This is a genomic window from Amniculibacterium aquaticum (genome assembly GCF_003852705.1).
Lineage (GTDB): Bacteria > Bacteroidota > Bacteroidia > Flavobacteriales > Weeksellaceae > Amniculibacterium > Amniculibacterium aquaticum.
On sequence record NZ_REFA01000005.1, the window covers coordinates 78,921 to 105,894 of the forward strand.

Here is a 26,974-nt window from a genome sequence, read left to right on the forward strand (position 1 = left end):
TTATTGTTTTGTTATAACTATTTCTTCTATACTTTTGGGCATTTATGCGCCCGATTATTGTTTACAAAAAAAACCTGCAACAATTCAGAGATTTAGAGTAAACTCCTAATCAACACGATTTGGACTGATTTTCACACGCTGTAATCCGAGTAGATCGGCACGCCATTGTGTAAACATTCATCCGGTAATAGTATAGCGTTGAGTTTACCTTAATGTGTTAGAATTATTGCAGGCAATTCTTCGGAGATGCTATTTCTCCAAATCTTCCAATTGCTGATCCATTTGCATCAGTCGTTCTATGGAAGCTTTTATATTTTTCTCATTGGTTTGTGACATCAATTCGGCATTGGTTCCAAACTTTAGGCAACACATGGCGAGTGCATCTTGTTTGTCTCGAATATCGAAATTGGCTTCAAACTCTTTAATCATATTCTCAATTTGTTTTCCTACTTTCCTAAGAGTTTCTTCTTCGGACGAAGGAACATTTAGCGGATATATTCGTCCAGCAATATTGATGGTTATTCTTCTATTATCCATTATAGTCCGCTATTTTGTAATTGGGCAATGCAGGTATCTACTTCTTTTATCAATCGGTTGATGTGGTTTTTCATCAATCGGTTGTGTTCCGGATTTCCGGAGATGGCTGCATGAAGTTTTATTTTTTTCTGTTCTTCTGCCAATACCTGATTTCTCGATCTTTCATCATCATACTTTAGCTTCAACTCTTCGTGTTCTTGGTGGAGTTCTGCCAAAGATTCTTTCAACTTTAGATATTCTTTTTGCAGGTTCGAAATTTTTTTTTCGAGCGCTAAAAAGTGATTATCCAATTCTTTGAGCATCTCAGGTGTTTTTTTTCTAACAATAAACAAAAATAGAAAAAATGACCTAAGAAAACAAAAAAGTCATTGAGTTTTTTTATTAAATTTTTAACAAATAAAAAGAGAAGCCCTTCTGGACTTCTCAAATATCGTTTTGGGTTATTTTATTCAAATTTCAAGACGAACATGATCGCTCTGGACTGAATGGTTGAAATGGCTGATGCCCAATACGGTGGTGTTCCCGGATTGTCTGCAACTTTTTCATTATTTAAGAAGAAAGTACCTCTAATCCCTGGTGTCAACTTGAAGCGGTTGAAATAGAATTGGATACCCATTTCTGCAGACCATGCAAAGTTGTGTGTCGTGCTTCTATATACGCCTTGCATATTGTCTTCTGGACTACCGGAGTTGGATTGCAAATTCACAATATAGTTAACCCCTGCAGCAGCATACGGTCTGGAGTTGTACCATCTTAATCCGTGATATTCTACCAATACGGGTATGTCCAACAAAGTCGATTTTACAATTCTTTTTTTATCTTCTTCTTTCAATCCGATTGGTGTAAATGCGGGATTGGTTAAAGTACCAAATTGGTATTGGTCGTTGGATTGCGTTTGGAAAGTCAATTCTCTTTCAGCAAATTGCAAGCCCGGTTCTAGTCTCAAATCCACATCATCGGAAATTCTCATTTTCCCAATTAATCCGGCACCAAAACTGTAACTAGGTTTAGAAGATACCAGATTATGATTAACATCCATTCCGTATCTTGGGTGAAGAACGATTTTATAATCGTACATGTTTCCATTGAGGTAGAATCCCCATGAAAATTTCTGCAGATCAAAACCTTCTAACTTGTCCATTCTATTATTGGTGGAGAACAATTGCGCTTGGGCCAAAAAGGTAGTCCCGAATGCGGCAAGAATTAATGCTTTGGATAAAATTTTATTCATAGTTTATTTTGTTGCTTTATAGATGGTGGCTATGCCAAAACTTAGTTTTTTGTATTCTACTTTTTTAAATCCTGTTTCTAAGAGGATTGCTTTCATTTTTTCGCCATAAGGAAATGCATTTACAGAATCGGGAAGGTAGGTATATGCTCTATTGTCTTTTGAAATAAGCTTTCCGATTGCGGGTAAAATATTTTTGAAATAGAACATGTAAAACGGCCCTAAAAAACCTTCTACTTTTGAAAATTCTAAAATAAAAACACTCTTCCCTTCCTTTACTACTCTTCTCAGTTCTGCAAGTCCTATGGGCAGGTTTTCAAAATTTCGCACACCGAAGGCTACGGTGACTGCATCAAAACGATTGTCAGAAAATGGTAAATTCTCCGCATCGCCTTTTTGCATAGAAATTTCGCCGTCTAAATTAAGTTTTTTTATTTTAATAACACCAACATTTAACATTTGTTGCGACAAATCCAATCCGACCACTTTGGATCGGGTCCCTTTTTGTACAGCAATTGCTAGATCTCCTGTGCCTGTAGCGACATCTAATACCTCTTTGGGCTGGTCTTTTTTAAGCCAATTCACCAAGGTACTCCTCCACATCACATCGATTTTCATCGATAAAACATGATTGAGCAAATCGTATTTTGGTGCAATATTATCAAACATATCCTCCACCTGGCTTTTCTTGCTGGCTTCAGAATTATACGGGGTTACTTTATTGATATCTGGTGTCAAAACTTGTAATATTCTTTATAATAATTCAAAAAATCTTGTTTTCTGAAAATCTTGGATCGACTTTCTACTTTCTGTATATTTTTAATGACTTTATCATAATCTTCATCGACATTATAATAAAAATCATCGGTGTACAATTTATTAAATTTCTTTGGAGCGCCTACAAAATCTTCACCATCAATCTTGGTATTCCCCAATGCCATTATCAGGGAATCCTTATTCAAGTTATATCCATAGTATTGGGTATTGATATAATAATCCTGATGGGCGATATTGATCAAGCCTCTTTCTTTTTTAACCTGAAAAGTCGAGTCGAAAATTATTTTTTTATGGGCATCAAAAACTTGGATATCATTTTTACCTTTACCCAGATCTACAGGTACGGTTTGTCCAGCAGTTATTATTTTTTCTTCACCATTATTTATTTTAAAATAGTAGGTGGAAGGTGTGGGATTATCGACTACAAAGTAATTTTCTTTTGCCAAAAACATAAAGTACAGTCCAAAAGACAGTATCCCTGCCAATAATGCAATGATAAAGCCTTTTAGTGCCGGATTGTTTTTCATAGGTAAATACTGAATTTTTGCAAATTTAATAATATTTTTAAATACTTCTTAATTTATTAATTATTAACTTTGTCAGCTCAATTCAATATTTTATATGCCTAGTACAATCATAATTGGTTCGGGATGCTATATACCGACAAGAGTTATCGGAAGATCTCATTTCATGGATACAGAATTCTATACAGAAGACGGTGAAAAAATTGACAAACCCAATGAAGAGATCATCGGTAAATTTGTAGAAATTACTGAAATTGAAAACAGAAGATATGTAGAAGATCATCTTTTTAATTCGGACATCGGGTACGAAGCCTCTAAAATGGCGATTGAAAATGCAGGTATCAATCCTGAAGAGATTGATTACATCTTGTACGGTACCAATTTTGGGGAAGTAACCCATGCAGGTCACGCAGACTTTATGCCCAATATGGCGGCCAGAGTAAAAAACAAACTCGGCATTAAAAACAGAAAATGCATCACTTACGACATGGTTTTCGGATGCCCGGGATGGGTAGAAGCCATGATCCTAGCCGATACTTTAATAAAAGCAGGTAAGGCAAAAAATATTTTAGTGGTGGGCGGTGATACACTAAGCCGCGTTACCGATCCTTACGATAGAAACAAAATGATTTTCTCGGATGGTGCAGGTGCTGTTGTGGTTTCCCAAACGGATCAGGAAAATGTAGGCATCATCAATCACAGTACCATTTGCGATAACGATGCCGAGTTGAACTATCTTACCAACGGATGCTCACTGAACAAAGACAACACAAAAGATGCACTTTTCATCCGTATGCAAGGTAGAAAAATCTACGAATACGCATTGAAAAATGTACCTCAAGCCATTAAAGATACTATCGATGAAGCCGGACTGAGCATCACAGACATCAACAAAGTACTTATACACCAAGCCAATGCTAAAATGGATTATGCCATGATTGATAGGCTACACAGACTTTACGGAATTAGAGAGTACGACCACAGCATTTCTCCAATGACCATTCAAGAATTTGGTAACTCATCTGTAGCAACCATCCCTACGATGTATCATTTGATTAGTGAAAACCAATTGGGCGATCATAAATTCGACAAAAATGGTGTTATTGTTATGACTTCTGTAGGTGCCGGGATGAACATCAACTGCATCATCTACAAATTCCCTAACTAGTTCTTACGATTATCATCAACAGATCAGCCAACGATTGATTTCTAACTAAAGGTTAGAATATTTTTTGAAAATATGGTATTTTTGAATAAAAATTTATAGTATTTTGAAATATTCCAAAATCTTTACAAAAATCAATCGTTGGTTTGTTTTTTTACTTATGACCTTGGTGGTTGCCGGTATTGTCCTGGCCACAACTCTTTTGGTAAACTACCTTAGAAAAGAAGAAATAAAGCGCATCAACCTTCTTTCCAAATCCATTAAAATACAGAAAGAGCTCACCTCTCCGGATCCTGCCATCCTCGATCTGTTGCCGGAAATCCTCAACATCAACAGTAACATCCCTGTGATTGTGGCGGACAAAAATAAAAACCCAATTCCCGACGAAGGTTACCACAGAAACATTCCCGAAAATATCTGGAACAATCCGGTGAAACTCAAAGAATTGATGCACAAAATGGAAAGCAACAACAAGCCTTTTGAAATTGAATTTCCTGACGGCAACAACCAGTTTGTGTACTACGACAACTCTGCATTGCTGAACAACCTTAGATACACCCCCTACATTTTGGGTTTCATTATTTTAGGATATTTTTTATTTTCTTTTTGGTTTATGAGAACCCTAAAAAAAACCGATGAAGGCTTCCTGTGGGCAGGCTTGGCAAAGGAAACCGCTCACCAAATTGGCACACCTCTATCCTCCATGATTGGTTGGATTGAAGTTATGAAACTCGACAACCCACAATCCGAAGGGATCAATGAAATTGAAAAAGACATCAATCGGCTGAAAACCATCTCCGAAAGATTTTCGAAAATTGGATCTGTCCCTGAACTGAACGATACCAACCTGAGCGATACATTAACACAAAATTTTGAATATCTGAAAAGAAGAATCTCTTCTAAAGTCAACTTCAGATTGAACATGAAGAAAGAAATTTTATGGGTCAATCACAACAAAATCTTGATGAGTTGGGTGATCGAAAATCTAGTAAAAAACGCCGTTGATGCCATGAAAGGAAGTGGCGATTTGGAAATTTCACTTTATGAAAAAAGCAATTCCATCTTTATCGACTTCAAAGATACCGGTTGTGGAATGGCTCAAAATCAAATAAGAAATGTTTTTAACCCGGGTTATTCCACAAAAAAAAGAGGTTGGGGCTTGGGACTTAGTCTTGCCAAAAGAGTGATTAATGACTATCACAATGGCGACATCAAAGTTGCACAATCCGAAATTGGCAAAGGAAGCACATTTAGAATTATTCTAAAAACAAAACAAAAAAAAGAGGTTTAAACCTCTTTTTTTTTAGGAAAATGACTTCAATTAATATTGAAACAATACAGAACCCCAGGTAAATCCACTACCAAAAGCAGAAAGCAATATCAAATCGCCTCGTTTGGCTCGTCCTTGCTCTACGGCTTCACTGAAAGCAATTGGGATAGAAGCCGCCGTGGTATTTCCGTATTTCTGAATGTTATTGAAAACCTTATCATCCGGCAAACCAAATTTCTGCTGTATAAACTGTGCTATTCTCAAATTCGCTTGATGCGGAATAAACAAATCCAAATCGGAAATGGTTTTCCCAGCTTTATCCAAGGCTTCCATCATGGTTTCCGGAAACCGGGTAACGGCATGTTTGAAAACAAAATTCCCGTTCATAAAGGGATAAACATCCTGTTTCGTTATTGCATGATTTTCAGACCATAACACATCCGACCAACCCAATTTGGTACCTGGAAATTTAACCGCCAATTCCTCAGCATACTTCCCTTCAGAATGCATATTGACCGCCAACACATCTCCATCATTTTCGCTCTCCGAAGCCGATAAAATCATAGCACCTGCACCATCTCCGAAAATAACAGAAACCCCTCTACCTTCGTCTGAAAAATCCAAACCAAAAGAATGAATTTCAGCACCAACCACCAAGATGTTCTTATAGACACCGGATTTTATAAACGCATTGGCAACCGACATGGCATATACAAAACCCGAACATTGGTTGCGCACATCCAAAGCACCAATGGTATTGCAACCCAATTGCTCTTGCAACAAAACGCCACAACCTGGAAAAAAATAATCCGGCGAAAGCGTTGCAAATACGATGAAATCTAAATCTTTAGCAGAAAGTCCTGCCGAACGCAAAGCCATTTGTGATGCTTTCAGCGCATAAGTTGTGGTGGTTTCTTCTGAATGGACTCTTTCTTTTCGGTGTCTCCTTTCCTTAATGCCTGTTCTTTCGGTGATCCAATCGTCGTTGGTGTTCATTAAATTAGAAAGATCGTCGTTGGTCACCCTATTTTCAGGGACATAATGTCCCGTTCCTTTTATGATACTTTTAAACATCTATTTAAAGTTTTTAAAAGCAAATATACAAAAAACACATTTTTGTTATGCATTGAATGACAACAGATTTATAAAAAAAGAACACCTTTCTTTCTGAAAATTTATGAAAATACAAAGTATTGATACAAATCCTAACACATAAATAATCAGCCGCTCAAACCACAACTTATCTCGTTACAAAACCACAAAGAAGCAAAGTATAAATAGCTATAAGACTGCATGGTTACACACAATGTTCCCTCTGTGTCTATCCCGAAAAATTGGGACAAGTTGTGGTTTTAATTGAGTTATTCTGATTTTTTGTCATGTATACAATAAATCCCGATAAGCATTCCATACGAAGGACAAGACCCCATTAAGAGGGTGCCGAAAACTACATTTTGCTATTAAAATCCAAATAAAAATCGAGTTGTAAATTTTGAAAAAGTTATAAAACTGAATATGGTATCAAATAAATTCATTTTTTTTATTTGATATTTAAAAATAATTTATACATTTGGCTGAATTAACAAAAAACAAATAAATACCTAAATCAATGAAAAAATTATTAGCAATCGCAGCCATTTCCATGTTCACTTTCGGTTATGCTGCCAACACTTCAGTAACTTGTGACAAAGACAAAAAAGAGTGCAAAGACAAGAAGAATTGTAAAGACAAAGACAAAAAATCTTGCGACTCCAAAGAGAAAAAATCGTGCTGCTCTTCTAAAGATAAAAAAGAAAAAGCAGCCTAATACACTACCACTCCTTGCGAGTGGTTTTTTTATGCTTTTTTTCAGTTGCTTTGTACAATCAAATATTGCTACCTTTGGTAACTTTTAAAACAATATGGAAGAACAGGTAGTATTGGTTACGGAAAACGATGCCGTTTTGGGATTGATGAACAAGCAGGAAGCCCATGAAAAGGGAGTTTTGCACAGAGCTTTTTCAGTTTTTTTATTCAACAACCAAGGAGAAATGCTCCTACAAAAAAGGGCAGCAAAAAAGTACCACTCACCAAGTTGTTGGACCAATGCCGTTTGCTCTCACCCAAGAGAAGGAGAAACTTATTTGGAAGCTGCCAACAGAAGACTGAAAGAAGAATTGGGCATAGACACCGAATTGGAAGAAAAATTCCATTTTATCTACAAAGCTGATGTTGGACAAGGACTTTGGGAACACGAGTTGGATTATGTTTTTTTTGGCAAGTACCAATCGGATTTCCAACTGAACCCCGAAGAAGTTGAAGAGGTGCGCTACATAAGTGTGGAAAATCTTCTAAAAGAAATTGAGAACAAACCCGAGGAATTTACCGCTTGGTTCAAAATAATTTTAAAAGAATATCTAAACGAAATTCAGAACTAAAACAAGGCTTTGCAAAGCATCTCTACCCGATGTCCTAGCCCCGATTGCAATGGAAATCCTTTGTTTTTGATTGGGCAAAAGCCAGGGCAAAAACAAAGATTGGAATGAAAAGCGGGATCGATGGTTGAAAGCATCTCTCGTATGAAGCTCCAAATAAAAGAAAATTAAAGACAAAATAAATTATAATAAATTATGGTAAAAAAGACTGCACTTTATGACAAACATGTTGCACTAGGTGCTAAAATGGTACCTTTTGCGGGTTTTGATATGCCGGTACAATACTCCGGAGTTACGGAAGAGCATTTCGCTGTAAGAGAAAAAGTAGGTATTTTTGATGTTTCGCATATGGGACAATTTTTTGTAGAAGGTCCTGCCGCAAAAAATCTTTTGCAATTTGTTGTAAGTAATAATGTAGATACCCTTGTAGATGGAAAAGCGCAATACTCTTGTCTCCCTAACGAAAATGGAGGCATTGTAGATGATCTTATCGTTTACAAAATGGCAGACGAAAAATATTTTGTTGTGGTAAATGCTTCTAATATCGATAAAGATTGGGCGCACATTTCTAAATACAACGAAAAATTTGGAGCTAAAATGACCAATGCATCAGACGAAATGTCCCTAATCGCTATACAAGGTCCAAAAGCTACTGAAACTTTACAAAAACTTACCGACACCAATCTTTCGGAAATCCCTTATTACCACTTCACTACCGGAGAAATTGCTGGTGTAAAAGAGGTGATCATCTCCAATACCGGATATACAGGTAGCGGTGGTTTCGAAATTTATTTTAAAAATGAAGATGCAGAAAAACTGTGGAATGAACTGACTGCAGCAGGTGAAGAGTTCGGACTAATCCCTTGTGGTTTGGCTGCTAGAGATACTTTGAGATTAGAAAAAGGATTCTGCTTGTACGGAAACGACATCGACGATACCACCTCTCCACTAGAAGGAGGTTTGGGTTGGATTACAAAATTGGACAAAGATTTTGTAGCAAAAGAAATCATTGAAAAACAAAAAGCCGAAGGAGTTAGCAGAAAACTGATCGGTTTCGAAATGTTAGAAAAAGCCATCCCAAGACACGACTATCCAGTAGTTGACGCTGAAGGTAATGTCATTGGAAAGGTAACTTCCGGTACAATGAGCCCGATGAGAAAGGTTGGAGTTGGATTGGCGTATGCCGATAATCCGCACAACAAATTGGGATCTGAAATCTACATCCAAATTCGCAATAAAAACATCCCTGCGAAAGTGGTGAAATTGCCATTTGTATAAAAAATATTCTAAGGATTGAATACAAAACAGAAGCGGACAAAATTTTGTCCGCTTTTTTCTATTTTAGAGGGTTTGGAAATAACGATTAAGATTTTCCAAATTATCTTTTTCATTTCCTATAAATATTTCTTGATCGCTGACAAAAACCGGTCTCTTCAGAAAGCTGTAGTGATCTAAGATTAAGGCCTTGAAATCCTCCTCCGACAAAGACTTCACATCAATACCTCTCACTTTTATTTGGGTCGATTTTTTAGAGAAAAGCGCTTCATAGGATTTTGCAAGTTGATACAGAGATTCCAGTTCAGGTTTCGTCATCGGCTTAGATTTTATCTCCCTCAGCTCCCAATCCGTAAGGTCCAAAGCCGCCATAATTTTCTTGTTAGTCCCACAAGATTTTAGGTAAAATACTTTTTTCATACTTATAAAATTGACTGCAAAAGTAAGTTAATTTTCAGTTGAAAAATGAAGAAAAATCATATCAAAAGCCTTTTGTTAAATTCATTGATTTGCCTTAAATTTGTAAGAATTATTCAGTGCGAATAAATTCCATAGTCTTTATGGAAATATTTAATTTTACTTAAACAAAACAAATATGTCAAAAGCAATTTCGCAAGTTCCATACGCTGTGAACGAACCTGTAAGAAGCTATGAACCTGGATCTGCAGAGGTAGAATCCCTATTGGCAACCTACAAAAAAATGTGGAACGAAAAATTAGAAGTTCCCATGATCATTGGAGGTAAAGCCATAAAAACCGATACCCACAAAAAACTAGAGTCTCCTCAAGATCATCAGCACGAGTTAGGATTTTACCATTATGGAGATATGAGCCATGTGGATATGGCGATTGAAGCCGCTTTGGCTGCTAAGAAAAAATGGAATGCCCTAGGTTGGGAACAAAGAGCTGCCATCTTCTTAAGAGCTGCCGAATTAATTGCAGGTCCGTACAGAGATCGATTGAACGCTGCTACCATGATTGGTCAAAGTAAGAATGTGCATCAAACAGAGATTGATGCGGCTTGCGAATTGATCGATTTTTTGAGATTTAATGTCGAGTTCATGACCGAAATGTATGCAGAACAGCCGGTATCCAGCGAGGGCATCTGGAACAGATCAGAATACAGACCGTTAGAAGGTTTCTGTTTTGCAGTTACACCGTTCAACTTTACGGCCATTGCTGGTAACTTACCAACTTGTATGGCTCTTATGGGGAATGTTGTCGTTTGGAAACCGTCTCACGCTCAGATTTATTCGGCTCATGTACTGATGGAAATCTTCATGGAAGCCGGCTTACCGGATGGGGTTATCAACTTGGTATTTGCCGGAGGTGCAGACAGCACGAAAAGAGTACTTTCTCATCCTGAATTTGCCGGACTTCATTTCACAGGATCAACAGGCGTTTTCCAAAGCATGTGGAAAATGATTGGCGAAAACATCCATACTTACAAATCGTACCCAAGAATTGTAGGTGAAACGGGAGGTAAAGACTTCGTTATGGTACACCCTTCTGCAAATGCTATCGAAGTAGCAACTGCTTTGGTAAGAGGTGCTTTTGAATATCAAGGTCAAAAATGCTCTGCAGCATCCAGAGCTTACATCCCACAATCTCTTTGGGAAGGGGTGAAAGCTGAAATGGGAAGCCAACTTTCTACAATAAAAGTAGGTTCTCCAGAAGATCCGTCTAACTTTGTGAATGCGGTGATCCACCAAACTTCTTTCAATAAATGTAAATCCTATATCGAGAATGCCAACAATGCATCGGATGCCGAAGTTATTTTTGGAGGTAAATGCGACGATAGCAAAGGCTGGTTTGTAGATCCAACGGTGATCTTAACCAGCAACCCTAAATATTCTTCCATGTGCGAGGAAATTTTCGGTCCTATCCTGACCATCTATGTCTATGAAGATGCTAAATGGGAAGAAACTTTGAAATTGGTTGACGAAACCTCTCCATACTCTTTAACAGGTTCTATTTTCGCAAAAGATCGTTACGCTATTGAAGAAGCTTACCATGCATTAGAAAATGCAGCGGGTAACTTCTACATCAACGACAAACCTACAGGTGCAGTTGTTGGACAGCAACCTTTCGGTGGATCCAGAGCTTCAGGAACCAATGACAAAGCCGGTTCTAAAATGAACTTGATGAGATGGGTTTCTGTAAGATCGATTAAAGAAACTTTCGTTTCTCCAAGAAACTACAAGTATCCGTATTTGGGTTAATCCAAATTCAACCAAAATAATGAAGGCTGTACCCGTCATGGGATACAGCCTTTTTATTTTGACAACTGGTTTATTTTATTGTTAAGGAGCTATTTCCGGCTTTTCGCTGTATCTTTTGTTTCGCTGAAGCTCCACAAAAGGATGCCGCTACAATCCGGGCTAGTAAACTTCGTACTCGTTTTCCACTATTTCAAAGATTGAGGAATTGAAATGAATTTCATAATCACAATGAATTAAAAAGGCTCTAAGCAAATTTTTTATTCAAGAATCTTCTCACCAAAAGCACCGCAGAGATGGTCAAACCAATGCCAAGAGCGATCCACATTCCCCAAGCTCCCATCTCTCTCTGTACACAAAGATAATATCCCAAAGGAATGGTGATTACCCAATAAGCTACAAAAGTAATAATGGAGGGGATCTTCACATCTTGCAAGCCTCTCATTGTCCCCAAAGCGGTAACTTGTACCCCATCCGACAATTGGAAAAGAGCTGCAATAATGAGGAGTTTAGATGCCAAAGCGATTACCTCAACATCTTCCTTTTTAGTAAAGAAAGTAGGCAAAACATCTCTGGCTATGATAAAGAAAACACCACTGCAAAGCATAAACAGAAAGGACAACTTCAAGTTATTGATGCCGATCTCTTTTATTTCCAAGAATTTTTTCTCCCCCAATTTTCCACCAATCATCACGGTAGAAGCCACAGAAAAGCCAATACAGAGGTTGAAAGTAAAACTCGCCATGCTTAATGCAATCTGATGCGCCGCAATATCTGTTGCTGAAATAAGTCCACAAATAAATGCTGCAGCTGCAAAAGCGGTCACCTCAAACAACATTTGCATTGCCGTTGGGAAACCCAATTTCAACATTCTGTTGAACATATTCTTGGAGAATATTGTTATTTTCAAAGAAAATTCTTTAATGTATCTTTTGGTTTTCTCTTCCCTCATCATCACAAAATACAAGAAAATCATCATAAAAATTCTTGCAATTAAAGTAGCTAATGCCGAACCTTGCACACCCATTGGACTAAACCCAAACATTCCTTTAATGAAAACATAGTTTAGAATAACATTGATGATGTTGGCCAAAATGGTCGCCTTGGTCACTCCAATGGTAAAGGACAAACCTTCGGAAACCTCACGATAGGTCTGGAAAACCATGAAAGGAACAATACTTACAATCATGATGGATAAAAAGCTCACGGTATCCGGAATAATCTTTGCAGGTTGATCCATGTGGTACAAAAGCGGCATTGCTGCAAACAAAATCCCCATAAGGAGAATACCAATTCCTAAGTTGATAACAAAACCATGTCTAAAAACCGAGTTGATCTTCTCATGATCTCCCTTGGATTTGGCTTCAGATACCAAGGGCGGAATTGCAAAAGAAAAGCCCAAAGCAAAAACAAAAACAGAGAAAAAGATAGCATTTCCTAAGGATACCGACGCCAAAGCATCGGCACCTAAAAGTTTCCCAACAATGATGTTATCAAAAAGATTAACCGAGACCTGCCCGACTTGCGTTAGCATTACCGGAAAAGCTAACTTTAGGCAATCTCTTGTATATTTTGCATTTAAAAACATAAATTAAAGATATATTTGAAAAAAAAATTGCGGCAAAAATACCGCAATTGATTGATTATTTGTGTTAAAAGTATATTAAATAAATGATTAACTGTTATTGTTATTTTCGAACAAAACTTTCAACATCGTCTGCAGTAACCGGGTTATTCCCTAAAATAATCAGTCGTTCCACCACATTTCTCAGCTCTCTGATGTTTCCTGTCCACGAGTATCCTTTCAGAGTTTCTATTGCATGTTGATCAAATTCTTTTACGGATGATTTTTGTTCCTCGGCAATGGTTTTTGCAAAATGTTCGACCAACAGCGGAATATCTTCTTTTCTATCGTCCAAAGAAGGCACATGGATTTCTATCACCGACAAACGGTGATAAAGATCTTCACGGAATTTTCCTTCGGCGATTTCCTTTTTCATGTCCTTATTGGTTGCCGCAATAACACGGACATCTACTCTAACTTCCTTGTCACTTCCAACCGGAGAAACCTTGGATTCTTGCAAAGCCCTAAGTACTTTTGCTTGGGCAACAAGGCTCATGTCTCCTATTTCGTCCAAGAAAATAGTTCCTTTATTGGCCAACTCAAATTTTCCTTGCTTATCTTTAATGGCTCCTGTAAAAGAACCTTTAACATGCCCAAACAATTCGGACTCAATAAGTTCCGAAGGAATTGCAGCACAATTCACCTCAACCATTGGGCCTTTACACCTTTCGGATTGGTTGTGAATGGCGTGGGCCACCAATTCTTTTCCTGCTCCATTGGGACCTGTGATCAGAACTCGAGCATCGGAAGAGGCAACTTTATCAATCATGTCTTGAATTTTTTTCAAAGCAGAACTGTCGCCAATCATTTGGTATTTTTTATTGACTTTTTTCTTTAAAGTCGAATTTTCTTTTTGAAGTTGCTGATTGTTTTTTTGCAAATCCCCTCTATCCAAAGCAATTTTAACACTTTGAAACAAACGGTTGAGATCTATGGGTTTGGAAATATAATCGAAAGCACCTTCCTTTAAACACGAAACGGCCAAATCGATATCCGCATGTCCTGAAATCATTAAAAATGTAGATTCAGGCTTTATTTGCATGGCATTCTTCAACATTTCGTCACCGGATAATTTGGGCATTTTGATGTCTGAAATCACCAAGGCATAATCTTCGGTTTGAATTTTTTTCAGCCCTTCAGCGCCGTCTTCTGCCAAATCGAATTCGTAATCGGTAAGTTCCTCAGAAAGAACATTTAACAATGCCGTACTGATCGGTTTGTCGTCTTCTACAATTAATATTTTTTGCATAGGTGCAAATTTATGGATTTATTGGGATAATAAGATATTGAACTTTAAATATTGTAATTTCTATTTCCAAAAATGGCCGAACCTACTCGTACAGAATTGGCACCGCACTCAATAGCCAAAGGAAAATCGTCGCTCATCCCCATGGAGAGGGTTTCTAATGGTTTTTGCATTGACAATTGGTCAAACAATCTTTTTAAAAATAAAAATTCGTTTTTTATTTGTGTGGCATCGTCTGTAAAGGTTGCCATGCCCATCAATCCGGTAATTTCGATATTTGGAAACTGTCCTTGAAGGTATTTTAAAAACAATTCTTTGGTTTCAGAAACTTCCAATCCAAATTTGGAGTCTTCTTCGGCTATTTTTACTTGCAGAAGTACTTTTATTTTTCGATTGTGCTTTTCGGCTTGTTTATTAATTTCATCCAAGAGTTTTTCGGAATCTACACTTTGTATGGTATCTACAAATTGGGCAATGTATTTTACTTTATTGGTTTGCAAATGACCGATGAGGTGCCATTGGATATCGCCGGGCAAGAGCGGTTGTTTCTCTACAAGTTCTTGGACTTTATTTTCTCCAAAAACCCTTTGTCCGGCATCATAAATTTGTTTAATTTTATCGATGGGATGTGTTTTGGACACCGCTACCAACTGTACTTCTACAGGCAATTGTCTAACAATAGTATTGTAATTTTCGATTAACATGGCTGAAAAATCTGTTTTTCTGGGGTAATATTTAATGTATTAATGCTCAAAAATAGACTATTATTGTGAATTAAAATAATTGATCACTATTAAAAAAAACAATCATTATGGATTTCAAACAAGAAATGATCAAAATATTCATAGATCTCCTTGGCTTTTTGTGTTTAACATTTCTCATCATTTATAGAAAAAATTTGGGAAAATACATCTATTATTATATCGCATCTGTAGCCCTCTCTCTATCCACTGCTTTATTGGAGAAGATTTTAGTTTACAACGATGTCATTTTGTCCAACCAAATCATTTTCAATATGGGTTATTTATTTCTAACCTTTTTGTTATTGCTTATCTATTTTTACAAAAAAACCACACGAGCACCACTGAAACGGTTACAATTTTATCTTATTACAGCATTCATCATTTTATATCTTGGGTTTTCTATCTTTGATAAGTTTTTTTACTTCATTTTCCCCATTAATTTTTATTTTTTGGAAATATTAATCTTACTGGCATCCATATCCATATTTTTATATCAAACCTTCAACACCAAAATCATTCTAAATATTAAAAATTACTTCCCATTTTGGATATGCTTGGGGCTAATTATAGAATATTGTGGATTGCTACCGATACTCTTTTTTAGCACCAAACCCCAGTTCGGCATCAACATGACTCTATTCTTTACCATCATGTTTTTCATTAATTTTATCGCAAAAGGGATTGTTATTTTAGGAACTTTTTCAACCAAAAATTAAGAAATAATTAATATATTTGATATATGAAATTCAACGAGTCCGATTTGTTAATCCTCTACTCAACCATTATTATCTTATTGGTAATATCCATGATGTTTTTCATTTATTCGTATTTTTTAAAGCAAAAATCACAATTTGTTTTAAAAGAAAAAGAAAAGGATTTGGATTTTCAAGAAGTATTGGCGTTCTCACAAATAGAAATCAGGGAGCAAACCCTAAGCTATATCGGGAGAGAGTTGCACGACAATTTGGGGCAAAAACTATCGGTTGCTAAGATGTTGGTAAACCAAATTATGCATGAAGATTCTAACAATTGTAACGAGAAAATAGAAGATGTAAACCAAATTTTGGCAGAAACCATACAAGATATCCGTAACCTATCCAAAAGTTACATTATGGAACAGGTAGAGCATTTTGGCCTTATCGACTCGTTGGAAAGAGAGATAAAAAGAATAAAGAGACTTAACCTAATTGAAGTAAATTTTGATTGCAACAACCATGACATCGACATCCATTCCAAACACGCTCTGATCCTGTTCAGAATCATCCAAGAATGCATTACCAATATCCTAAAACACTCCAAAGCCAAAAATATGACCGTTAGAGTGATTGACCAAACCGGACATTTAAAAATCATGATTATGGACAATGGTAAAGGCATGGAATCGGAAAAAAGCTATCACGGAAGTGGAATAAAAAACATGAAAAGTAGAGTAAAAATGATTAACGGATATTTCAATTTGGTCTCAGAAAAAAACAAAGGAACCGCAACACACATCACTTATATAAAACAAAAACTATGAACCCCATCAATATCGCTTTAGTTGATGATCACAAGATCTTTTCTACCGCACTTGAAAACATGATATCGTCCAATCCTTTGTATAAAGTCAGCATCATAGGTAACCACGGTGATGATTTTATTGAAAAACTGAACGCTGCCAAAGTCCATCCGGAAATTGTTTTGATGGATGTTAGAATGCCTTACAAAGACGGCATCGAAACAACGCAATACCTTACAGAAAACCATCCAAACATCAAAGTGATCGCCCTTACCATGGAAGACAATGAGGACAGCATCATAAAAATGCTGAAAGCCGGTGCCAAAGGCTATCTCCTAAAAGACATCCATCCACAAATACTTTTTGATGCCCTAGAAACCGTACACCAAAAAGGCGTTTTCTATACCGATGACCTTACCCAAAATCTTTTGAAAATAAAAACGGAAGAAAAAATCGCTAACGAACTTATTTCCAGTTTAAAAAATACAGAAAAAGAATTCATAAAATTGGCTTGTAGCGAGATGACTTATAAAGAAATTGCCGAAAAAATGTGCCTGAGTCCCAAAACCATAGACGGATACAGAGACTCCGTATTCTCCAAATTGGATGTGAAAAGCCGCGTAGGAATCGTTCTTTTTGCGTTAAAAAATAGGTTGAGTTGATGCTAAAAGCAGATCATTCCTCGATTACCACCACAAAAAATATAGGATAATTTTGATTTTTTTTATACATTTATCCCATGGCAAAACTTCTAAAAATATATCCGGACAATCCTCAGGAAAACCTGATCAAAGAGGTCGTTGATTGTCTTAAAAACGGAGGGATCATCATCTATCCATCCGACACCGTCTATGCATTGGGATGTAACATTTTCGACATTCGAGCAATGGAGAAGCTGGCAAAAATTAAAAAAACAAAATTGGAAAAAGCACATTTTTCTATAATTTGTAATGACCTTAGCCATCTTTCTCAATTTACAAGACCCATAGATACCACGGTTTTTAGATTTTTAAAAAGCCATCTTCCCGGTCCCTTCACATTTATTTTAGAAGCCAACAAATCTTTGCCTTTGGCCTACAAAGGAAACAAAACCGTAGGGATCCGTGTTCCGGATCATACCGTACCCCAACTGATTGTAGAAAAATTAGGACATCCCATAGCTTCCACCTCCATAAAAGATGAAGACGAAATAATCGAATATGCTACTGACCCCGAATTGATTGCAGAAAAATACGATCATTTGGTAGATATTGTCATTGACTCGGGATATGGAGATAACCATGCCTCAACCATTGTTGATCTTTGCTCCGGCTCACCGGAAGTCATCCGCGAAGGAAAAGGAATATTATAAAACCACTTTATTTTTTTAATGAAAATTATTACTTCCCCTGCAAAACTCATGCAGTTGGACTATACCTCAACCGTGTTAAAACCTTCGGTGCCCAGATTTATTGAAGAAGCATCCGAAATCCAAAGCCATCTGAAAGAAAAAACACCACAATTTCTTTCGGAACTGATGGAAATATCACCTAAATTGGCCGACGAAAACTGGCACAGAAACCAAATTTGGAACAACAATCCTAAAAAAAACGAATCTTGTCCTGCCATTTTTGCATTTACCGGAGAAGTATATAGAGGCTTGAATGCCAAATCGTTGAACGATAATTCCCTGCACTATCTACAAAAAAATCACAGAATTCTTTCCGGCCTATACGGACTTCTAAAACCTTCAGACAAAGTGATGCTTTACCGTTTGGAGATGGGCAGAAAATTCGAATTTGACCAATACAAAAATCTATACGCGTTTTGGAAAGAAAAAGTTACGGCACAACTTAATTCTGAATTTAAGAAAAACGATCTTCTGCTCAATCTCGCCAGCAATGAATACTCTAAAGTTGTGGATAAAAAAAACATAAACGCCCAGTGGGTAGATTTTGATTTTTACGAACTTAAAAGTGGCAAACCAAAAACCGTAGTTGTGTACACCAAACATGCCCGAGGTTTGGTCGCTCGTTTTTGTGCTGAAACAGAGGCCAAATCGCTGAACGATGTGAAAGCCTTCAACCTTGAAGGGTACAAAATTGACGAAGAAAAATCTTCCAACAACAAATTGGTATTTGTACGATAATGAACTTAAAACAGCTTCAAGAAAAATTCGAATCCGAATTGCAAAACAAGTACACCAGAGAAGAGTGTATCGAGCTTTTCGTTATTTTCGTTCAAGAATGTTTGTCTTTGGAAAGATTCCAAATACGATCTCAATCCGATCTTAAAATTAATTCAGAAAACACATCTTTTTTCGAAAAGGCCATCGCCGAATTAAAAACAGGAAAACCTTTTCAACAAATTTTGGGTTGCACAGAATTTTTTGGTTTAAAATTTTATGTGGATGAACATGTCCTGATCCCAAGACCAGAAACCGAAGAACTTTTGGAGTTGGCCATTTCTAAAATAAAAAATTGGAACAAAAAAAACATTCGTATTTTAGACATCGGTACAGGGTCAGGGATTATCCCTATTGTTCTTAAAAAACATTTTCAGAATGCTCAGATTACCGCATTGGATTTTTCTGAAAAAGCTTTAGAAATGGCTAAAAAAAATTCTAATTTTCATAAAGTTGATATCAGTTTTATCCATCAAAATTATCTAAAAGCAGACTTGCAAGACCGTTGGGACATCATCATTTCTAATCCACCGTACATAGGAAAAGACGAGTATCATCAGATTGATGATGAGGTTAAAAATTTTGAACCCAACATGGCACTCTTCTCTCCCACCTCTGACCCTTTAATTTTTTATAAAAAAATTGCACAAGATGCCCTTGAAAAATTAAACCCTGAAGGCATGATTTTCCTTGAAATCAACCAAATTTTAGGTCCCGAAACTTTAGATATTTTTAAAAACTTCGACACCAAAGAACTCATCAAAGACATCTCCGGTAACGACAGAATGATTTTTGTCCAGAAATAAAAAAAATGTCCATCAAATTTTTCGATGGACATTTCACTTTTCTTCAAAACCAAAAAAATTACTTCAACGCATCAATCGCTGCGGTATAATTGGGTTCTTGCGCAATCTCTGGCACCTGCTCCGTATAGATTACTTTTCCATTTTCATCGGCTACAATTACCGCTCGGCTCAACAAACCTTGCAACGGCGAATCGGCTATGGTCAGTCCATTATCTTCACCAAAAGAACCTCTAAAATCCGAAAGCGTTTCTACATTATTAATGCCTTCAGCTGCACAAAAGCGACCAAGAGCAAATGGTAAATCTCTTGAAACATTGATTACGACCGTATTCTCTAAAGATGCTGCTTCTTCGTTAAACTTTCGTGTAGATGCAGCACAAACTCCTGTATCAATGCTTGGGAAAATATTAAAAACTTTTTTCTTCCCGGCAAAATCCGACAATTGCTTCTCTCCCAACTCGCTATTAATCAGTTTAAAATCTTTCAACAAACTTCCTGCTGAAGGCAATACACCTACTGTATTGATCTCGTTTCCGTGTAATGTAATTTTTGACATGTTCTTTTTATTTTTATTGGGTCTAAATTACGAAATAATAAGTGTGAAATTACCAACCATTGATTTGATTTTAAAATAAAGAAAATAGTGAAATTCAATAAGACAAAAAAGTCGGAAAAAGACTCCAACCAATTAAAAACAGCTCTCCAACTTGATTTTTGATTTTTTCAACATGTTTAAATACATTTTGTTAAAACTCAATTTAAAACTTCACTTTAAAATGAAAATTTCATTAAATTTGTGCTTCTTAAAATTTGAATAAAAATTAAACAATAGAAATGTCAAAATCAAAAATTCATTACACGCTTACCGATGAAGCGCCCATGTTGGCAACCCACTCTTTCTTACCTATCGTTGAGGCCTTTACCAAAACGGCCGATATCGAAATCGAACTTTCTGACATCTCCCTTTCGGGAAGAGTTTTAGCTAACTTCCCGGAATTCTTAAAAGACGATCAAAAAATTGAAGATGCTCTTGCAGAGCTTGGTGCTTTGGCAACCACTCCAGAAGCAAACATCATCAAATTACCGAATATTTCTGCTTCTATTCCGCAATTGGCAGAAACCATTGCAGAATTACAAACCAAAGGTTATGCTGTACCCAACTATCCTGCAGATCCTCAAAATGATGCCGAAAAAGAAATTAAAGCAAAATATGCTAAAGTCTTAGGTTCTGCCGTAAATCCTGTTTTGAGAGAAGGAAATTCCGACAGAAGAGCTCCAAAAGCGGTGAAAAATTATGCTAAAAAACACCCACATTCTATGGGTGCTTGGTCTGCAGATTCTAAAACCAAAGTGGCTCACATGGAAAGCGGTGACTTCTACGGAACAGAAAAATCGGTAACGGTTGCTGATGCTTCTCAATTCAAAATTGAATTTGTAGCAAAAGACGGTGCTGTAACGGAATTGAAAGGATTGGCTCCACTAAAAGTCGGAGAAATCATCGACTCTTCTGTAATGAATTTGGCTGCTTTGAAAGCATTCACCAAAAAGACAAAACAAGAAGCCAAAGAAGCCGGCGTATTGTTCTCTGCTCACCTGAAAGCAACGATGATGAAGGTTTCTGACCCTATCATTTTCGGAGCAATCGTTTCTGTTTATTTTGAAGATGTTTTCGCAAAATATGCTGATCTATTCAAAGAATTATCTGTAAATCCGAACAACGGTTTGGGAGAATTGTACGCAAAAATCGCTGGACATACTCAAGAAGCTGAAGTAAAAGCGGCTATCGATGCTGCCATTGCAGACGGTCCGGCTATTGCCATGGTAAATTCTGACAAAGGAATTACCAACCTACATGTTCCGTCCGATGTGATTGTAGATGCATCTATGCCTGCCATGATCCGTACTTCCGGACAAATGTGGAACAAAGAAGGTAAACAACAAGATACTTTCGCCATCATCCCGGACAGATGTTATGCCGGAATTTACACCGCAGTAATCGAAGATTGTAAAAAGAATGGAGCTTACGACCCAACCACCATGGGATCTGTACCGAATGTTGGTTTGATGGCTCAAAAAGCCGAAGAATACGGTTCTCACGACAAAACTTTCCAAGCTTCTGCTGAAGGTACCATCCGTGTGGTGAATGCCGAAGGAAATATCTTTATGGAACAAGCCGTTGAGGAAGGCGACATCTTCAGAATGTGCCAAACCAAAGACGCTCCTATCAAAGATTGGGTAAAATTGGCGGTAACAAGAGCCAGACTTTCTGCAACTCCTGCTGTTTTCTGGTTGGACGAAAACCGTGCCCACGACAGAGAAATCATCAAAAAAGTAAATCTTTATTTACCTGAATTTGACACGACAGGTTTGGACATCAGAATTATGAACCCAACCGATGCTTGTAAATTTTCCATCGAAAGAATCCGTCAAGGATTGGATACCATTTCGGTAACCGGAAATGTTCTTAGAGATTACAACACCGACCTTTTCCCAATTTTGGAATTGGGGACTTCTGCAAAAATGTTATCCATCGTTCCATTGATGAACGGCGGTGGATTGTTCGAAACCGGAGCGGGAGGTTCTGCACCGAAACACATCGAACAATTTATTGAGGAAGGCTATTTGCGTTGGGATTCTCTAGGAGAATTCTTGGCGTTACAAGCTTCTCTGGAGCATGTTTCTCAGACTCAAGGCAACGCAAAAGCCCAAGTTTTGGCCGATGCTTTGGATGAGGCAAACGACAAATTCTTGGATACCGACAAATCTCCTGGTAGAAAATTAGGAACCATCGACAACAGAGGTTCTCACTTCTATTTGGCAATGTATTGGGCAGAAGCTTTGGCCAACCAAACCAAAGATGCTGATTTGGCGGCTAAATTCGCTCCAATTGCAGAAGCCATGAAGGCGAACGAAACAAAAATCAACGAAGAATTGATCGCTTCCCAAGGAAAAGCACAAGACATTGGTGGATATTACAAACCTGTTGAGGCAAAAACTTTTGCAGCTATGCGTCCTTCAGCTACTTTGAATGCTATTGTGGATGGGATTTAATCCTTAATAAAGATACAACACGCAATCAGGGTTTCACACAATGTGAAGCCCTGATTTTTTTTGACTGAATTTTTATTTTGGGCGCCTTTAACCGCCTTCCGTTCCCGCTTTTTTGTTCCGCCAAAGCTCCACAAAAAGAGCTCCACTCAAGTCGGGGCGCAAGTCCGAGATATTAAAAAAGAAACAAAATTTCCACATACGGTAAATACACCAATACACCGACCACCACAGAAAGTATAGCCAACAAAAACACGGCACCAGCTGAAATATCTTTTATCAACCCTATTTTGGGATGGAAAGTTGGATGTAGGAAATCACAAAGTTTTTCAACCGCAGTATTCAGCATTTCAGCAGCAAGAACCATAAAACTGCAGATTAAAATCAGACATGCATCAGTTCGGTTCAGTTTTAACAAAAAAATCAATACAATATTGATGAATAGCGCGAACAGTTCTATCCTAAAATTCCTCTCATTTTTTACCACATTCACCAATCCTTTCCAAGCAAAAAGGATACTTTTATTAAAAGGAGGTTTTGATTTCATGCTAAAATAATTTGAACAAAGATATCTTCATTTCGAAATTTGACAAAAATTTTAATTGATGATTGTGGATAAAAAGATTATAAATCAGCTATAAAAAACAAATGAAACTGCAACAAGATTAAGTTCAATTCCTTATATTTGTAGAAATAATAATTATAGCAAATGAAATTCATTGTTTCGAGTGGAGAATTGCAAAAAGCATTGCAAACCGTAAGTGGCGTTATTTCTGTTTCACAAAGCCGTCCGATCTTAGAGAATTATCTTTTCGTTTTAGAAGAAAATAATTTACAAATCACCGCTTCTGATGGAGAAACAACCTTGATTACCTCTATTGAAGTAAAGTCCGATGAAAAAGGATCCATTGCTGTTCCTGCAAAAATTTTCCAAGATTTCATCAAAACTTATGGCGAACAACCTCTTACTTTCTCTGTTAAAAACAATGAAGAAGGTAACGGTCAAGTTTTAGAGATTTTGGACGAAAAAGACAATTTCTTTGTAGCCTTGGATCGTGCTGAAGATTATCCTGAGCTTCCTGAATTTGACGCGGCACAGTCGGTTGTCATTCCATCATCTGTATTGTCAGAAGCTTTGGCCAATACTCTATTCGCGACCTCCAATGATTCTTTGCGTCCGGTAATGACGGGTGTTCTTTTCCAATTTAACGAAAACGAAACCAATTTTGTAGCAACCGACTCGCATCGTTTGGTGGTGTACAAAAGAACCGACCTGGTTGCAGAACCTATGGAGTTCATCATGCCTAAAAAACCACTTTCGATTTTCAAAAACATCCTTGCGAACGCAACTGAGGATGTTACGATAGAATTTAGCGACAACATGTCCAAATTTGTATTTGGAAACCACATCTGGATCTGTCGATTGATCGACGGAAAATACCCGAACTACTCCGCAGTTATTCCTAAAGAAAATCCAAATGTATTAACGGTAAACAGATCGTTGCTGCTTAACTCCATCAAGAGGGCCTCCATCATGTCCAACAAATCGACCAATCAAATTCGATTCAGACTTTCTGGCAATTTATTGCATTTGCATGCCGAAGATACCGAATTTGCAAACAAAGCGGATATGCAAATCCCTTGTACCTATAACGGAGAAGACATCAACATTGGCTTTAGCTCTAAATTTTTATCCGAAATGCTTTCGGTTTTAAATTCGGATGATGTTATGCTGAAAATGTCACAACCCAATCGTCCAGGAATCCTAGAACCTATTGATGGTTTGGAAGAAAATGAAAATCTATTGATGCTGTCCATGCCGGTAATCGGAATGTAAACCATCCACAAGATAATTCTAAAGAGATTCGACCCAACATCGAGTCTCTTTTTTTATGAGTAAAACACCTAAAACTCCGATTTTATACAGATAAAAACCGTGATTTCTTAACTAAAATCACGATATTTGCACTCTTAAAAGTTTAGACTTACAAGAAGATTAATTTATTGAAACAAAGCATATTCCGTTTATATTATGAAAATATCTAACAATTGGCTAAAAGACTATATTCAAATCGATTTAAAATCTGATAAAATTGGGGATTACCTTACCGATATTGGTCTGGAAGTAGAAGGAATAGACAAATTCGAAAGCATAAAAGGCTCTCTTGAAGGCATTGTGGTGGGCAAAGTTTTAACTTGTGAAAAACACCCGAATGCGGATAAACTAAGCCTAACAACGGTAAACCTTGGCAATGACAAAGTGGTAAATATCGTTTGTGGTGCTCCCAATGTTGCGGCTGGACAAGTGGTTCCTGTGGCTACTGTTGGAACAAAAATCTATGCAAAAGACGGTTCTTTTTTTGAAATTAAAGAAGCCAAAATCCGTGGCGAACAGTCCCAAGGAATGATTTGTGCCGAAGACGAATTGGGTCTGAGCGAAGACCATGGTGGCATCATGGTTTTGGATGAAAACAAATACCAAGTTGGAGAAAAATTTTCAAAATATTTTGATCTTGTAAATGATGAAATTTATGAGATTGGACTAACCCCAAACAGAACGGATGCCATGTCCCATTACGGTGTTGCCAGAGACCTGAATGCCTTTTTGGTTTCCAACGACATCCCTTCTTCATTTGAAAAAATACAAGCTTTACCCGTAGAAATCAACAATCAACATCCATTTGAATTGGTGGTTGAAGATAGCGATCTTTGCCCAAGATATTTGGGAGCTGTCATTGAAAATGTAGAAGTTAAAGACTCTCCAGATTGGCTGAAAAACAGATTGAAAGCCATTGGACTAGGCCCTATCAATAATATTGTTGATATCACCAACTACATTCTGCACGGTCTAGGCCAGCCTTTACACGCCTTTGATGCAGATAAAATAGAAGGAAAAAAAGTTATTGTTGGCACCAACAATCAAGGGACAAAATTTAAAACTTTAGATGGTGTTGAAAGAAACTTGAACGGCCACGAAATTATGATTAAAGATGGAAGCAATACCCCAATGTGTATCGCAGGAGTCTTTGGTGGTGAGCATTCTGGTGTTAGCGAAAACACCAAAACCATTTTCTTGGAATCCGCATATTTCAATCCTGTAGCCATTAGAAAAGGAGCAAAACATCACGGGTTGAATACCGATGCCTCTTTCCGTTTCGAAAGAGGTGTAGATCCCAACATGACCCGCTTGGCATTAACACATGCCATAAAAATGATCGAAGAAATTGCCGGAGGTACTTTGGCCGGGCAAATTTTAGAACATTACCCACATCAGATTGAGGATCATTACATCATCTTGAGATTTTCAAAAATTGAACAAATTTTAGGAACTAAAATTCATAAAGAAAAAATTAGAGAAATCCTTAAATCTCTAGAAATAAATGTGTTGAACGAAATCCAAAATGGTTTTGAAATTTCCGTCCCTCCATACAGAGCCGATGTAACCCGTGAGATAGATGTGATTGAAGAAGTCTTGAGAATCTACGGTTACAACAAAATTGATAATCCACAAAAGTTGACATTTACCCCTGTAAAATTGAGTTTCAACGATCAAGATGCTTTGGAAAACTCTTGGGCAAGAACTTTACAAAGCAACGGATTCAACGAAGTGATGAACAACTCTTTGAGAGGTCTGAAAGACGAAACCCATGCTGTAAAATTGCTCAATCCGTTGAGTAACGATTTGGCTTTCATGAGAAAATCCCTTTTGGATGGACTTTTAGAGAATGCGGCCTACAACATCAACAGAAAAAATGCCGATTTAAAATTCTTTGAATTGGGTAAAATCTACCATAAATTCGAGAAGTACGAAGAAAGAAAACAATTGGCCTTATTGGTTACCGGAAGGGAAAAAGCAGAAAACTGGATGCAGCCAAAATCCGCTACCAATTTCTATTACATGAAAGCCTATGTAAAAGTATTATTGGATAAATTGAATATTGAATATACTGAAAAACCATTGGAAGATGCTCGTTTTTCTGAAGGTTTGGAAATAAATCATGAAGGAAAAACCGTTGCACGATTAGGAAAAGTTGCTCCAGAATTATTAAAAGATTATGATGTAGATCAAGACTGTTTCTATGCAGAAATAGAGTTGCAAACCGTACAATCCGTCCGACCTGCTGAAACATTCAAGTTTGTAGACATTCCTAAATTCAACACCATAAGAAGAGATCTGGCCTTGTTAGTTGATAAAAACATCAGCTATGCAGAATTGTATCAAGTTGCAAAAAAATCACCTTCAAAATTCTTGAAGAATGTTAATCTTTTTGATGTTTATGAAGGTAAAAACTTGCCTGAAGGTAAAAAATCCTATGCATTGAGTTTTGAATTGTTGAATGAAGAAAAGACTTTGGAAGACAAAGAAATCACAACAGTGATGAATGGGTTAATTAAATCTTTTGAAAAAAATCTAGCTGCTGAGTTAAGATAAAACCA

Annotated in this window: 27 protein-coding genes; 15 read left to right on the forward strand and 12 right to left on the reverse strand. The window is 37.1% G+C overall.

All coding sequences use genetic code 11. The features are described 5' to 3' along the window. Positions 1-249: 249 nt before the first annotated feature. The 5 genes from EIY84_RS03535 to EIY84_RS03555 all read right to left on the reverse strand — a co-directional run bounded on the left by EIY84_RS03535 (position 250) and on the right by EIY84_RS03555 (position 3,069). A complete protein-coding gene (locus EIY84_RS03535; RefSeq protein ID WP_124640534.1) occupies positions 250-537 on the reverse strand; it encodes a cell division protein ZapA in 288 nt (95 codons plus the stop codon). Further along, positions 537-839, reverse strand: a complete 303-nt coding sequence (locus EIY84_RS03540; protein ID WP_124640535.1) for a hypothetical protein — start codon at positions 837-839, stop codon at positions 537-539. The genes EIY84_RS03535 and EIY84_RS03540 overlap by 1 nt, the downstream gene beginning before the upstream one ends. Positions 840-982: 143 nt before the next feature. After that, positions 983-1,768: a type IX secretion/gliding motility protein PorT/SprT gene (gene porT / locus EIY84_RS03545; RefSeq protein WP_124640536.1), complete on the reverse strand. Its 786-nt coding sequence runs from the start codon at positions 1,766-1,768 to the stop codon at positions 983-985. A 3-nt stretch (positions 1,769-1,771) separates the two neighbouring features. Then, entirely contained in the window at positions 1,772-2,503 is a 732-nt protein-coding gene (gene ubiE, locus EIY84_RS03550) for a bifunctional demethylmenaquinone methyltransferase/2-methoxy-6-polyprenyl-1,4-benzoquinol methylase UbiE (RefSeq protein ID WP_124640537.1), read from the reverse strand. Next, entirely contained in the window at positions 2,500-3,069 is a 570-nt protein-coding gene (locus EIY84_RS03555; protein ID WP_124640538.1) for a hypothetical protein, read from the reverse strand. The genes ubiE and EIY84_RS03555 overlap by 4 nt, the downstream gene beginning before the upstream one ends. A 94-nt stretch (positions 3,070-3,163) precedes the next feature. Here EIY84_RS03555 and EIY84_RS03560 point away from each other — a divergent pair, with 94 nt between their 5' ends. Together EIY84_RS03560 and EIY84_RS03565 are read left to right on the forward strand one after the other, a co-directional pair. After that, positions 3,164-4,234, forward strand: a complete 1,071-nt coding sequence (locus EIY84_RS03560; RefSeq protein ID WP_124640539.1) for a 3-oxoacyl-ACP synthase III family protein — start codon at positions 3,164-3,166, stop codon at positions 4,232-4,234. Positions 4,235-4,337: 103 nt separating this feature from the next. Continuing rightward, positions 4,338-5,522, forward strand: coding sequence for a sensor histidine kinase (locus tag EIY84_RS03565; protein ID WP_241154723.1), 1,185 nt, complete (start codon positions 4,338-4,340; stop codon positions 5,520-5,522). Between the two features lie 30 nt (positions 5,523-5,552). Here EIY84_RS03565 and EIY84_RS03570 read toward each other — a convergent pair whose 3' ends face one another. Further along, positions 5,553-6,575, reverse strand: coding sequence for a 3-oxoacyl-ACP synthase III family protein (locus EIY84_RS03570; RefSeq protein WP_124640540.1), 1,023 nt, complete (start codon positions 6,573-6,575; stop codon positions 5,553-5,555). Positions 6,576-7,110: 535 nt separating this feature from the next. On the opposite strand from EIY84_RS03570, the gene EIY84_RS03575 reads away from it, so the two are divergent. The 3 genes from EIY84_RS03575 (at position 7,111) to gcvT (ending at position 9,193) form a co-directional block, all read left to right on the forward strand. Then, complete coding sequence (locus EIY84_RS03575; protein ID WP_124640541.1) at positions 7,111-7,308, forward strand: hypothetical protein; 198 nt, start codon at positions 7,111-7,113, stop codon at positions 7,306-7,308. A gap of 94 nt (positions 7,309-7,402) precedes the next feature. Continuing rightward, positions 7,403-7,918, forward strand: coding sequence for an isopentenyl-diphosphate Delta-isomerase (gene idi / locus EIY84_RS03580; protein ID WP_124640542.1), 516 nt, complete (start codon positions 7,403-7,405; stop codon positions 7,916-7,918). Between the two features lie 192 nt (positions 7,919-8,110). Beyond that, entirely contained in the window at positions 8,111-9,193 is a 1,083-nt protein-coding gene (gene gcvT / locus EIY84_RS03585; RefSeq protein WP_124640543.1) for a glycine cleavage system aminomethyltransferase GcvT, read from the forward strand. 63 nt (positions 9,194-9,256) lie between these two features. On the opposite strand, the gene EIY84_RS03590 is transcribed toward gcvT, so the two are convergent. Further along, on the reverse strand, positions 9,257-9,610 hold the full coding sequence (locus tag EIY84_RS03590; RefSeq protein WP_124640544.1) for an arsenate reductase family protein: 354 nt from the start codon (positions 9,608-9,610) through the stop codon (positions 9,257-9,259). A 175-nt stretch (positions 9,611-9,785) separates the two neighbouring features. Between EIY84_RS03590 and pruA the strand changes: the two genes are divergently transcribed. Next, positions 9,786-11,411, forward strand: coding sequence for an L-glutamate gamma-semialdehyde dehydrogenase (gene pruA, locus EIY84_RS03595; protein WP_124640545.1), 1,626 nt, complete (start codon positions 9,786-9,788; stop codon positions 11,409-11,411). 244 nt (positions 11,412-11,655) lie between these two features. On the opposite strand, the gene EIY84_RS03600 is transcribed toward pruA, so the two are convergent. The 3 genes from EIY84_RS03600 to EIY84_RS03610 form a co-directional block, all read right to left on the reverse strand. Continuing rightward, positions 11,656-12,996: an MATE family efflux transporter gene (locus EIY84_RS03600; protein WP_124640546.1), complete on the reverse strand. Its 1,341-nt coding sequence runs from the start codon at positions 12,994-12,996 to the stop codon at positions 11,656-11,658. Between the two features lie 100 nt (positions 12,997-13,096). Then, positions 13,097-14,281 (reverse strand): sigma-54-dependent transcriptional regulator, encoded by a 1,185-nt coding sequence (locus EIY84_RS03605; protein ID WP_124640547.1) that lies wholly within the window; start codon positions 14,279-14,281, stop codon positions 13,097-13,099. A 44-nt stretch (positions 14,282-14,325) separates the two neighbouring features. Beyond that, positions 14,326-14,982: a YggS family pyridoxal phosphate-dependent enzyme gene (locus EIY84_RS03610; protein ID WP_124640548.1), complete on the reverse strand. Its 657-nt coding sequence runs from the start codon at positions 14,980-14,982 to the stop codon at positions 14,326-14,328. Positions 14,983-15,089: 107 nt separating this feature from the next. On the opposite strand from EIY84_RS03610, the gene EIY84_RS03615 reads away from it, so the two are divergent. The 6 genes from EIY84_RS03615 (at position 15,090) to prmC (ending at position 19,489) form a co-directional block, all read left to right on the forward strand. Beyond that, complete coding sequence (locus tag EIY84_RS03615; protein WP_124640549.1) at positions 15,090-15,737, forward strand: hypothetical protein; 648 nt, start codon at positions 15,090-15,092, stop codon at positions 15,735-15,737. 23 nt (positions 15,738-15,760) lie between these two features. Beyond that, positions 15,761-16,540 (forward strand): sensor histidine kinase, encoded by a 780-nt coding sequence (locus EIY84_RS03620; protein ID WP_124640550.1) that lies wholly within the window; start codon positions 15,761-15,763, stop codon positions 16,538-16,540. Next, positions 16,537-17,181, forward strand: coding sequence for a response regulator transcription factor (locus EIY84_RS03625; RefSeq protein ID WP_124640551.1), 645 nt, complete (start codon positions 16,537-16,539; stop codon positions 17,179-17,181). The genes EIY84_RS03620 and EIY84_RS03625 overlap by 4 nt, the downstream gene beginning before the upstream one ends. A gap of 77 nt (positions 17,182-17,258) precedes the next feature. Continuing rightward, positions 17,259-17,870 (forward strand): L-threonylcarbamoyladenylate synthase, encoded by a 612-nt coding sequence (locus EIY84_RS03630; RefSeq protein ID WP_124640552.1) that lies wholly within the window; start codon positions 17,259-17,261, stop codon positions 17,868-17,870. An 18-nt stretch (positions 17,871-17,888) separates the two neighbouring features. Beyond that, positions 17,889-18,647: a peroxide stress protein YaaA gene (gene yaaA / locus EIY84_RS03635; RefSeq protein ID WP_124640553.1), complete on the forward strand. Its 759-nt coding sequence runs from the start codon at positions 17,889-17,891 to the stop codon at positions 18,645-18,647. Next, on the forward strand, positions 18,647-19,489 hold the full coding sequence (gene prmC, locus EIY84_RS03640; protein ID WP_124640554.1) for a peptide chain release factor N(5)-glutamine methyltransferase: 843 nt from the start codon (positions 18,647-18,649) through the stop codon (positions 19,487-19,489). Before yaaA ends, prmC begins: the two co-directional genes overlap by 1 nt. A 58-nt stretch (positions 19,490-19,547) precedes the next feature. On the opposite strand, the gene tpx is transcribed toward prmC, so the two are convergent. Then, positions 19,548-20,045: a thiol peroxidase gene (tpx, locus tag EIY84_RS03645; RefSeq protein ID WP_124640555.1), complete on the reverse strand. Its 498-nt coding sequence runs from the start codon at positions 20,043-20,045 to the stop codon at positions 19,548-19,550. Positions 20,046-20,323: 278 nt separating this feature from the next. Here tpx and EIY84_RS03650 point away from each other — a divergent pair, with 278 nt between their 5' ends. Next, on the forward strand, positions 20,324-22,540 hold the full coding sequence (locus EIY84_RS03650; protein WP_124640556.1) for an NADP-dependent isocitrate dehydrogenase: 2,217 nt from the start codon (positions 20,324-20,326) through the stop codon (positions 22,538-22,540). Between the two features lie 172 nt (positions 22,541-22,712). Here EIY84_RS03650 and EIY84_RS03655 read toward each other — a convergent pair whose 3' ends face one another. Beyond that, positions 22,713-23,084, reverse strand: a complete 372-nt coding sequence (locus EIY84_RS03655) for a diacylglycerol kinase family protein (protein ID WP_124640557.1) — start codon at positions 23,082-23,084, stop codon at positions 22,713-22,715. 162 nt (positions 23,085-23,246) lie between these two features. On the opposite strand from EIY84_RS03655, the gene dnaN reads away from it, so the two are divergent. Together dnaN and pheT are read left to right on the forward strand one after the other, a co-directional pair. Then, positions 23,247-24,374 carry a DNA polymerase III subunit beta gene (gene dnaN / locus EIY84_RS03660; RefSeq protein WP_124640558.1) on the forward strand — a complete coding sequence of 376 codons (1,128 nt, stop codon included), beginning with the start codon at positions 23,247-23,249 and terminating at the stop codon, positions 24,372-24,374. Positions 24,375-24,569: 195 nt separating this feature from the next. Next, on the forward strand, positions 24,570-26,969 hold the full coding sequence (gene pheT / locus EIY84_RS03665) for a phenylalanine--tRNA ligase subunit beta (RefSeq protein ID WP_124640559.1): 2,400 nt from the start codon (positions 24,570-24,572) through the stop codon (positions 26,967-26,969). The last annotated feature ends 5 nt before the right edge of the window (positions 26,970-26,974 follow it).

Coding starts and splice junctions, on each gene's coding strand:
- EIY84_RS03535 (WP_124640534.1), bottom strand. CDS start 537: ATGGATAATAGAAGAATAACCATCAATATTGCTGGACGAATATATCCG.
- EIY84_RS03540 (WP_124640535.1), bottom strand. CDS start 839: ATGCTCAAAGAATTGGATAATCACTTTTTAGCGCTCGAAAAAAAAATT.
- porT (WP_124640536.1), bottom strand. CDS start 1,768: ATGAATAAAATTTTATCCAAAGCATTAATTCTTGCCGCATTCGGGACT.
- EIY84_RS03555 (WP_124640538.1), bottom strand. CDS start 3,069: ATGAAAAACAATCCGGCACTAAAAGGCTTTATCATTGCATTATTGGCA.
- EIY84_RS03560 (WP_124640539.1), top strand. CDS start 3,164: ATGCCTAGTACAATCATAATTGGTTCGGGATGCTATATACCGACAAGA.
- EIY84_RS03570 (WP_124640540.1), bottom strand. CDS start 6,575: ATGTTTAAAAGTATCATAAAAGGAACGGGACATTATGTCCCTGAAAAT.
- EIY84_RS03575 (WP_124640541.1), top strand. CDS start 7,111: ATGAAAAAATTATTAGCAATCGCAGCCATTTCCATGTTCACTTTCGGT.
- idi (WP_124640542.1), top strand. CDS start 7,403: ATGGAAGAACAGGTAGTATTGGTTACGGAAAACGATGCCGTTTTGGGA.
- gcvT (WP_124640543.1), top strand. CDS start 8,111: ATGGTAAAAAAGACTGCACTTTATGACAAACATGTTGCACTAGGTGCT.
- EIY84_RS03590 (WP_124640544.1), bottom strand. CDS start 9,610: ATGAAAAAAGTATTTTACCTAAAATCTTGTGGGACTAACAAGAAAATT.
- pruA (WP_124640545.1), top strand. CDS start 9,786: ATGTCAAAAGCAATTTCGCAAGTTCCATACGCTGTGAACGAACCTGTA.
- EIY84_RS03600 (WP_124640546.1), bottom strand. CDS start 12,996: ATGTTTTTAAATGCAAAATATACAAGAGATTGCCTAAAGTTAGCTTTT.
- EIY84_RS03605 (WP_124640547.1), bottom strand. CDS start 14,281: ATGCAAAAAATATTAATTGTAGAAGACGACAAACCGATCAGTACGGCA.
- EIY84_RS03610 (WP_124640548.1), bottom strand. CDS start 14,982: ATGTTAATCGAAAATTACAATACTATTGTTAGACAATTGCCTGTAGAA.
- EIY84_RS03615 (WP_124640549.1), top strand. CDS start 15,090: ATGGATTTCAAACAAGAAATGATCAAAATATTCATAGATCTCCTTGGC.
- EIY84_RS03620 (WP_124640550.1), top strand. CDS start 15,761: ATGAAATTCAACGAGTCCGATTTGTTAATCCTCTACTCAACCATTATT.
- EIY84_RS03625 (WP_124640551.1), top strand. CDS start 16,537: ATGAACCCCATCAATATCGCTTTAGTTGATGATCACAAGATCTTTTCT.
- EIY84_RS03630 (WP_124640552.1), top strand. CDS start 17,259: ATGGCAAAACTTCTAAAAATATATCCGGACAATCCTCAGGAAAACCTG.
- yaaA (WP_124640553.1), top strand. CDS start 17,889: ATGAAAATTATTACTTCCCCTGCAAAACTCATGCAGTTGGACTATACC.
- prmC (WP_124640554.1), top strand. CDS start 18,647: ATGAACTTAAAACAGCTTCAAGAAAAATTCGAATCCGAATTGCAAAAC.
- tpx (WP_124640555.1), bottom strand. CDS start 20,045: ATGTCAAAAATTACATTACACGGAAACGAGATCAATACAGTAGGTGTA.
- EIY84_RS03650 (WP_124640556.1), top strand. CDS start 20,324: ATGTCAAAATCAAAAATTCATTACACGCTTACCGATGAAGCGCCCATG.
- EIY84_RS03655 (WP_124640557.1), bottom strand. CDS start 23,084: ATGAAATCAAAACCTCCTTTTAATAAAAGTATCCTTTTTGCTTGGAAA.
- dnaN (WP_124640558.1), top strand. CDS start 23,247: ATGAAATTCATTGTTTCGAGTGGAGAATTGCAAAAAGCATTGCAAACC.
- pheT (WP_124640559.1), top strand. CDS start 24,570: ATGAAAATATCTAACAATTGGCTAAAAGACTATATTCAAATCGATTTA.